General features: G+C 60.7%; 6 protein-coding genes. 4 read left to right on the top strand and 2 right to left on the bottom strand.

The annotated features are described in order from the left end of the window. Positions 1-248: 248 nt before the first annotated feature. Together GPK89_RS03375 and GPK89_RS03370 are read right to left on the bottom strand one after the other, a co-directional pair. Positions 249-950, bottom strand: coding sequence for a gamma-glutamyl-gamma-aminobutyrate hydrolase family protein (locus GPK89_RS03375; RefSeq protein ID WP_215691579.1), 702 nt, complete (start codon positions 948-950; stop codon positions 249-251). A gap of 101 nt (positions 951-1,051) precedes the next feature. Next, complete coding sequence (locus GPK89_RS03370) at positions 1,052-1,498, bottom strand: CBS domain-containing protein (RefSeq protein ID WP_215691578.1); 447 nt, start codon at positions 1,496-1,498, stop codon at positions 1,052-1,054. Between the two features lie 218 nt (positions 1,499-1,716). Between GPK89_RS03370 and GPK89_RS03365 the strand changes: the two genes are divergently transcribed. The 4 genes from GPK89_RS03365 to GPK89_RS03350 all read left to right on the top strand — a co-directional run bounded on the left by GPK89_RS03365 (position 1,717) and on the right by GPK89_RS03350 (position 7,567). After that, the gene (locus GPK89_RS03365) at positions 1,717-2,070 is read left to right on the top strand and encodes an Asp23/Gls24 family envelope stress response protein (protein ID WP_215691577.1); all 354 of its coding nucleotides are present in this window, start codon (positions 1,717-1,719) and stop codon (positions 2,068-2,070) included. 37 nt (positions 2,071-2,107) lie between these two features. Then, positions 2,108-3,793 carry a DAK2 domain-containing protein gene (locus tag GPK89_RS03360; protein ID WP_215691576.1) on the top strand — a complete coding sequence of 562 codons (1,686 nt, stop codon included), beginning with the start codon at positions 2,108-2,110 and terminating at the stop codon, positions 3,791-3,793. Between the two features lie 144 nt (positions 3,794-3,937). Beyond that, positions 3,938-5,980 carry an ATP-dependent DNA helicase RecG gene (gene recG / locus GPK89_RS03355; protein WP_215691575.1) on the top strand — a complete coding sequence of 681 codons (2,043 nt, stop codon included), beginning with the start codon at positions 3,938-3,940 and terminating at the stop codon, positions 5,978-5,980. Between the two features lie 264 nt (positions 5,981-6,244). After that, the gene (locus GPK89_RS03350) at positions 6,245-7,567 is read left to right on the top strand and encodes a D-alanyl-D-alanine carboxypeptidase family protein (protein WP_215691574.1); all 1,323 of its coding nucleotides are present in this window, start codon (positions 6,245-6,247) and stop codon (positions 7,565-7,567) included. The last annotated feature ends 46 nt before the right edge of the window (positions 7,568-7,613 follow it).

Below are 7,613 nucleotides of genomic sequence, written 5' to 3'. Positions count from 1 at the left end.
GGTACTCCTTTTGGCATAGCAAAACACCCCACTTGTTAGATAGTATATCATACTGTCTAACAAATGGGGTGCTGTTCAGACACCACAGAAGGGATTTTTTTTGGCTTCCCCCCTTGGGGGAAGCTGTCACCGAAGGTGACTGATGAGGGGCAGCCTTCCCACGGCAACCTATTTATGGGCAATAATGGCAAACTTGCCCCTCATCCGGCGCTCCGCGCCACCTTCCCCCTTGGGGGAAGGCTTTTCCTTTAACACGCACCCACAAACGCCGCAAAAATCTTGCGGCTGTCCGCATTGACGGGGAACGAAAACTCCGGGTGCCACTGCACGGCCCAGACAAACTTCTTGCCCGGCAGACAGATGGCCTCGGGGATGCCATCCTCCGACAGGGCCATTACTTGCAGCGTCGGGGCCAGTTTGCGGATGGCCTGGTGGTGCAGGCTGTTCACGGCCAGCGTATCCTTGCCCAAAAGTGCCCAAAGCGGGCTGCCGGCCGTCAGCGTAACACTGTGTACCGGCACATCGTAGGGCGGCTTCTGGTGGTGCTCCGCCGTCGAGGGGTGCTCGGTGGGCAGGTCCTGGTACAGCGTGCCGCCCAGGTAGACGTTCAAAAACTGGATGCCCCGGCAAATGCCCAGCACCGGCTTGTCCTGTTCCAGGGCCAGCGCCAGCAGCTTTGTCTCCATGGCGTCACGCGCGGGGCAGGTCTCACCGCAGGCGGGCGCAGGGGCCGCGCCGTACAGGGCAGGGGAGACATCCTGGCCGCCGGTCAGCAAAAATCCGTCGCAGGTGTCGGCCAGCTGGCGCAGAGCGGCGTCATCGTCGGTCAGCGGCAGCATAATGGGCAGGCCGCCCGCCTGCTCCACGCCCCGCATATAACCGGGCAGCATCCAGTAACTCTCCCGCTGGGCATCCACCAGCGGCACAATTCCAATCAAAGGCCGTTTCATTCTTCCCACACCTCACTGTAAAAAATAAAACAGAGAAGCCCTTGCGTGACTTCTCTGTCCGTTGTGCTGATTATACCGCGCCGCGCGGCAAAATGCAAGCCCTACATCGGCGGGTGGTTCGCCTTAAACCGCTTGTCCGTCGGCAGGGTCGTGTATTTTTCGTACAGCTCCCGCAGCAAAACGGTACGGCGCACCATGCCGATAAACACGTTGCGGTCATCCACCACCGGCACAAAGTTCTGGTCGATGGCCGCCTTTAACAGCGTCGGCATATCGGTCGTGACCGTCACGGCTTTGTAGTCGCGGCGGCGGGGAAAACTGGAAATGGGTACGTCCTCACTGGCTTCCAGATCCAGGCCGTGCAGGTTTTTCATGCCCCAGAGGATGTCACCCTCGGTGATGCTGCCCACATATTCGCCGTTCCGTTTCAGCACCGGGATGGTGGCGTAGCGCTGGTTCGACCATTTTTCCAACGTCTGGCGCAGGGTGAAATCCTCGTAAATGTACAAGACATCCTGCTTGGGTGTCAAAAAGAACAAAAGGTTCATATCTTAACTACTCTCCTTTGGTAGTGTTGTCATACTTCTGTAACCAGTATATACGTTTGCACTGTAAACTTTGTGAATGGAATGTTAAATCCGCGCAACAAAATAAATTTCTCCGAAATGCCCTGTTCAAGCGGGAAAAAATGGTGTATAATAGCTAATGATTCATATAGTGCAGCCGCGGCTTTAGTCGTGGCTAACCCCGAAAAGGAGGATCGCAGATGATCACCAAGGTCAATCCCTATGGACATATTTCGCTGACCAATGACTACTTCTCCGGCCTGGTCGAGCAGGCCGCCAAGCAGTGCTACGGCATTGCCGCCATGGGTCAGGCCCCGGCCGAAAGCGTTGTGCGCAGCGCCCTGCGCACCGGCAGCCTGCCGCCGAAGGGCGTCACTGTCACGCAGGAGGGCGGCAAGTTGGTCATCGCCCTGCACATCAAGGTCGGGTTCGGCCTGAACATTTCGACCATCACCCAAAGCATTACCCACCGCGTCAAAGACGAAGTTGAACTTGCCACCGGCTTGAAAGTCGCCCGCATCGATGTGTATGTGGACGACATCATTGCCGACTAACAGAATTGTATCTGCAAACATGAGGTGTAACGAAACCATGATTACTGGCCAGACCCTGCGCGACGCCATTCTTTCCGGCGCCAACAACATTGCCAACCAGCGCACCCGCGTGGATGAGCTGAACGTTTTCCCTGTGCCCGACGGCGACACCGGCACGAACATGAGCATGACCATCGGCGCAGCCCGTGCCGAGCTGGAAGCCATGCCCGACAGCTGCACCGTGGCCGAGGCCAGCAAGACCGCTGCCTCCGCCATGCTGCGCGGCGCACGCGGCAACTCCGGCGTTATCACGAGCCTGCTGTTCCGCGGCTTCTCCAAGGCACTGAAGGATAAGACCGAGGCTTCCGCCGCCGACCTTGCTGCCGCATTGCAGCAGGGTGTTGAGGCTGCCTACAAGGCCGTCATGAAGCCCACCGAGGGCACCATCCTGACTGTCTCCCGCCTGGCTGCCGAGAAAGCCGCCGAGTGCACCGAGCTGGACGTGCCCGCCATGTGGGATGCCACTTTGCAGGCCGGTCAGGCCGCACTGGACGACACCCCGAACCTGCTGCCTGTGCTGAAAAAGGCCGGCGTCGTGGACGCCGGCGGCCAGGGCATCATGCTGATCTTTGAGGGCATGAAGCAGGTGTTCGACGGCGGCGAGATCATTGCCGGTGCCGAGGTTGCCGCCAAGCCCAAGGTCTCCAGCGAGGCCGCCGGCAAGGGCGTCTTTGCCGATGACCTGATGAAGGTCGAGGACATCAAGAACGGCTACTGCACCCAGTTCCTGCTGCATAAGGACGAGGGTGCCAGCGTGGCTCGTCTGCGCGCATTTTTGGAGTCCAACGGTGACTCCGTTGTCGTGATCGAGGACGACGACGTTGCTAACTGCCATGTCCACACCTCCGACCCCGGCATGATGCTGAGCGAGGCCATCAAGTACGGCTACCTGACCAATTTTAAAATTGAAAATATGCACGAGCAGTTCCTGGCTCGTCAGAAGCAGGCTAAGGGCCTCGAGAAGCAGGCTGAGGCCGAGGAGAACAAGACCAGCGAGTTCACCTACGCCGCCGTTGACCCCGAGCGCGAGTACGGCTTTGTGGCCGTGGCCGCGGGCGAGGGCCTGAAGGCTGTGTTTGGCGACCTGGGCGTGGACGCGGTTGTCAGCGGCGGCCAGACCATGAACCCCTCCACCGAGGATATCCTGGCAGCTGTCCAGAGCGTGCCCGCCAAGACGGTGCTCGTTCTGCCCAACAACAAGAACATCATCATGGCATCCGAGCAGGCGCAGAAGCTCGCGGACCGCAAGGTCATCGTGCTGCCCACCCGCACCGTGCCCCAGGGCATGACCGCCATGCTGAACTTTGACCCCGACCTGAAGCCGGAGGAGAACGCCGTTGCCATGATGCAGGCGGCGGACCACGTCAGCACGGGTCTGATCACCTATGCCGCCCGCGACAGCGAGTTTGACGGCAAGCCCATCAAGAAGGGCGAGATCATGGCGCTGGAGAACGGCAAAATCGTTGCCACCGGCACCGACCTGGTCAAGATGACCTATCGTCTGGCCCGCTCCATGAAGAAGAAGGATTCTCAGTTCATCACGGTCATTTCCGGCTGCGACGTCAGCGACGAGGACGCCGAAAAGACCACCGAGCTGGTGCGCGCCAAGTGCGGCAGCAGTGTCGAGGTCAGCCACATCAGCGGCGGCCAGCCCGTGTACTACTACATGATCTCTGTGGAGTAATTCGGACGTTATAACATTAAAAAGGCGAATTTGGGGCAGTTCCGAGTTCGCCTTTTTTGGGTATATGGGCGTGGATGCGGCAAGGCTGCAAAGCCCCTCGCCTTAATCACCCTGTAAAAATTCCACGAAAGGAGGCCGCCACCCTTGCCCACCATCAACGACTCCGTCCAATACCTCAAGGGCGTTGGCCCTGCTTTCGCCAAAAAATTTGAAAAACTCGGCATCGTCACCATCCGTGACCTGCTTTTGTGCTACCCCCGCAAATATATCGACTACACCCAGCCCTACACCGTCGTATCGGCCCCCTACGATATGGACTGCTGCGTCAGGGCCACCGTCCTGCAAAAGGAGCCGCCCCGGCGCATCACCGGCGGGCGGGTCATGAACCGGGTGCTGGCCGCTGACGATTCCGGGATTTTGTCCATGACTTGGTTCAATGCGTCCTACGCCGCCAACAATCTGGTGGTGGGGGAGACCTACTACTTTGAGGGGCGCATCGGCGGCACACTGACCCGGCGCGAGATTTCCCACCCGCTGGTGCGTACCGTGGCCCAGGTCGCGGCCTGTCCGTTCGTGGCTGTCTACCCGGGCACCGACGGTCTGCCCGCCGCCCGCCACGCCAGCTGCGCCCACGCGGCGCTGGCCTTCGCCGACGAGCTGACCGACCCGCTGCCGCCTGAACTGCTGGCCCGCTACCGGATGCCCACCAAGGCCGCCGCCGTGCGGGGCATCCACGCGCCCCAGAGCAGTGAAGAACTGGCTGCCGCCCGCCGCCGCCTGATTTTTGAGGAACTGTATTTACTGCAAATCGGCATCTTTTTGCTTCGCAGCCACGGGCGGCACAAGACCAGCGCCCCGATGCACCCGCTGGATTTAGGGCCGTTCTGGCGCAGCCTGCCGTACCCGCCCACCGGCGCACAGAAGCGCTCGACCGAGGAAATCGTGGGGGACTTATGCGGCGAGGTTCCGATGAATCGCCTGTTGCAGGGCGACGTCGGCAGCGGCAAAACGCTGGTGGCGGCGGCAGCCATCTGGTTCGCTGCGCAAAACGGCTGGCAGAGCGCCATGCTGGCCCCCACGGAAATTTTGGCCCGGCAGCACGCCGTCACGCTGGCGGACCGGCTGGAGCCCTTCGGCGTCAACGTCACGCTGCTGGTCGGCGGCATGAAGGCCAAAGAAAAACGCATCGCGCTGGAGGCTATCGCCGACGGCCGGGCCAATTTGGTCGTAGGTACGCATGCCGTGCTGACGGACACCGTGGAATTCAAAAATCTCGGTCTCGCCATTGTGGACGAGCAGCACCGTTTCGGCGTGCGGCAGCGCGGCCTGTTGGCGGGCAAAGCCCAAAGCCCGCACCTGCTGGTCATGAGCGCCACGCCCATCCCGCGCACGCTGGGGCTTTTGATGTACGGCGACCTTGATATTTCCGTCCTGGACGAGCTGCCGCCGGGCCGCAAGCCCATCAAAACATGGTTTATCACCGGCAAAAAGCGCCGGGATATGTACGGCTTTTTGGACAAACAAATCGCGGCGGGGCATCAGGTGTACATCGTCTGCCCGGCCATTGAGGAAAACGAGTCCATGGGCGACCTGCAGGCCGTGACGACCTACTACACCGAGACGGCCTGCGCGCTGCTGCCCAACCGCCGCATCGGGCTTTTGCACGGCAAGATGAAGCCGAAGGAAAAGGACGATGTGATGCAGCAGTTCAAGGCGGGCGAGCTGGATGTGCTTGTCTCGACGACGGTCATCGAGGTCGGCGTCGACGTGCCCAACGCCACGGTCATGGTCATTGAGAACGCCGAGCGGTTCGGTCTGTCGGCACTGCACCAGCTGCGCGGCCGCGTTGGGCGCGGCGCGGCGGATTCCTGCTGCATTTTGATTTCCGACAACGGCAACGATGCCGTGCGGGAGCGGCTGCAATTTTTGTGCCGCACGTCGGACGGCTTCGCCGTGGCAAAGTACGACCTTGAAACCCGCGGCCCTGGCGATTTCTTCGGCTCCGCCCAGCATGGCCTGCCGACGCTGCGGGTGGCCGACCTTGTGCAGGATACCCGCACGCTGCGGGTAGCGCAGGATGAAGCCAAAGCGTTATTGGCCGAGGACCCGAATTTGATCGACCCGGCGCACCGGGCACTGTCCGATGAGGTGGAGAGGCTGTTTGAGACCGCAGGGGCGATGAACTGAGGCCTTTGGCTTCCCCTGAGGGGGAAGCTGTCACCGAAGGTGACTGATGAGGGGCAGACTTACTGCGGCCGCCCATGTATGGGCAATAATGGAGCCGCTGCCCCTCCTCCGTCTGCGGTCGGGGCCGCAGACACCTTCCCCCAAGGGGGAAGGCAGCGCACCCGAAAACACCACTCCCACCGCCAAAAAATCCTGCATATCCCTTTTATTTCCCCGCAAAGTTTGGTATACTGATAGGTAACTTTACAAAGGAAACCTTTGCCTATGAAAAAATTCTGCGCGATACTATTTTCCTTCGTGCTCGTGCTGATCATAGCGCTGCCGGTCGCGGCGGAAGGGGAGAGCAGCACCCTTGCGGACAATGCTCCCTCGCTGACCGCCCCGGCTGCCTACGTGGTCAACCTCGACACCAACATCGTCGTGTACGAGAAAAACAGCGAGACGCCGCTCTCCGCCGCCAGCCTGACCAAGCTGATGACGACGCTGCTGCTGCTGGAAAATTACCAGGACCAGCTCGACTCCATCAGCCTGACCGCCCCGAGCTATGTCTACGACCTGATTTGGGAGCAGAGCACCAACGCGTCCTCGGCCGATATCCGCCGGGGCGAGACGCAGAGCCTGCGCAACCTGCTCTACGCCATGCTGCTGCCCAGCGGCAACGAGGCCGCCTACATCGTGGCGGACTACATGGGCGGCGGCAGCATTGACAACTTTGTCGCCATGATGAACGACGAGGCTAAGGCCGTGGGCTGCACCGGCACGACGTTTGTTGACCCCTGCGGGCTGAACCCCAACAACATCACCACCGCGCGGGACGCCTACCTGATTCTGCGGGCGCTGACCGCCTACGATGTGTTCTCCACGGTCGTCGGCACGCCCAGCTACGATATGGGCACGAACGACCGCTACACAACCCCCGGGACCTATATCATCCAGACCACCGACAAGCTCATCACCAACAGCAGCTACCACCGCGACTACACCAAAGGCGGCAAGACCGGCAGCCTGGGCGAGTGGCAGAACTTTGCCGGGTGGCACAGCCAGGACGGCGAGAGCTACATCAGCATCCTGCTGAACGTGCCCTACGACGCTGACCCCGAGGGGATGCGCCCCGCGCTGGTGGAGACAGCTACCATCATGGACTGGGTGTTCGATACCTACACCATTGCCCCAGCGCTGGACACGACCCAGCCCATCACCGAAGTGCGGGTGGCCTATTCGACCCAGGCCGACACCGTCATGCTCTACCCGGCTGACAATATGATGACCCTGCTGCCCAGGGAGGGCGGCGCAGCTCTGACCGAACAGGTGTTCAATGTGCCGGATCAGCTTCCCGCGCCCATCAAGCAGGGGGACATTGTGGGCACCGTGACCCTGACCATAGAAGGGGAGACCATCGGCACCGCCGACCTGATCGCCGGCAGCGATGTTTCCCGCAATCAGCTTTTGTACACGATTTCCCGGGTGAGCCTTTTTTTTTCAAGCACATATTTCAAAGTCGTCGTTATCCTGACCATGCTCGTCATCGGTGCTTACCTGATTTTCACCGTTGGCCGCATCCTGCGCATCTGGAGCAAAGAGGTCTGAATATAGGCGTGCCGCCCGGTGCGCTGCAAAATTCCACAGGAGGGTT

This window comes from Gemmiger formicilis, from assembly GCF_018784445.1.
Lineage (GTDB): Bacteria > Bacillota > Clostridia > Oscillospirales > Ruminococcaceae > Gemmiger.
Note: the sequence above shows the minus strand (reverse complement) of the source record. Positions and strands in the feature narration are given on the sequence as shown.

Bases quoted from the DNA above. Each gene is read 5' to 3' on its own strand.
- GPK89_RS03360 (WP_215691576.1), top strand. From the start codon at position 2,108: ATGATTACTGGCCAGACCCTGCGCGACGCCATTCTTTCCGGCGCCAAC.
- GPK89_RS03375 (WP_215691579.1), bottom strand. From the start codon at position 950: ATGAAACGGCCTTTGATTGGAATTGTGCCGCTGGTGGATGCCCAGCGG.
- GPK89_RS03370 (WP_215691578.1), bottom strand. From the start codon at position 1,498: ATGAACCTTTTGTTCTTTTTGACACCCAAGCAGGATGTCTTGTACATT.
- GPK89_RS03365 (WP_215691577.1), top strand. From the start codon at position 1,717: ATGATCACCAAGGTCAATCCCTATGGACATATTTCGCTGACCAATGAC.
- GPK89_RS03350 (WP_215691574.1), top strand. From the start codon at position 6,245: ATGAAAAAATTCTGCGCGATACTATTTTCCTTCGTGCTCGTGCTGATC.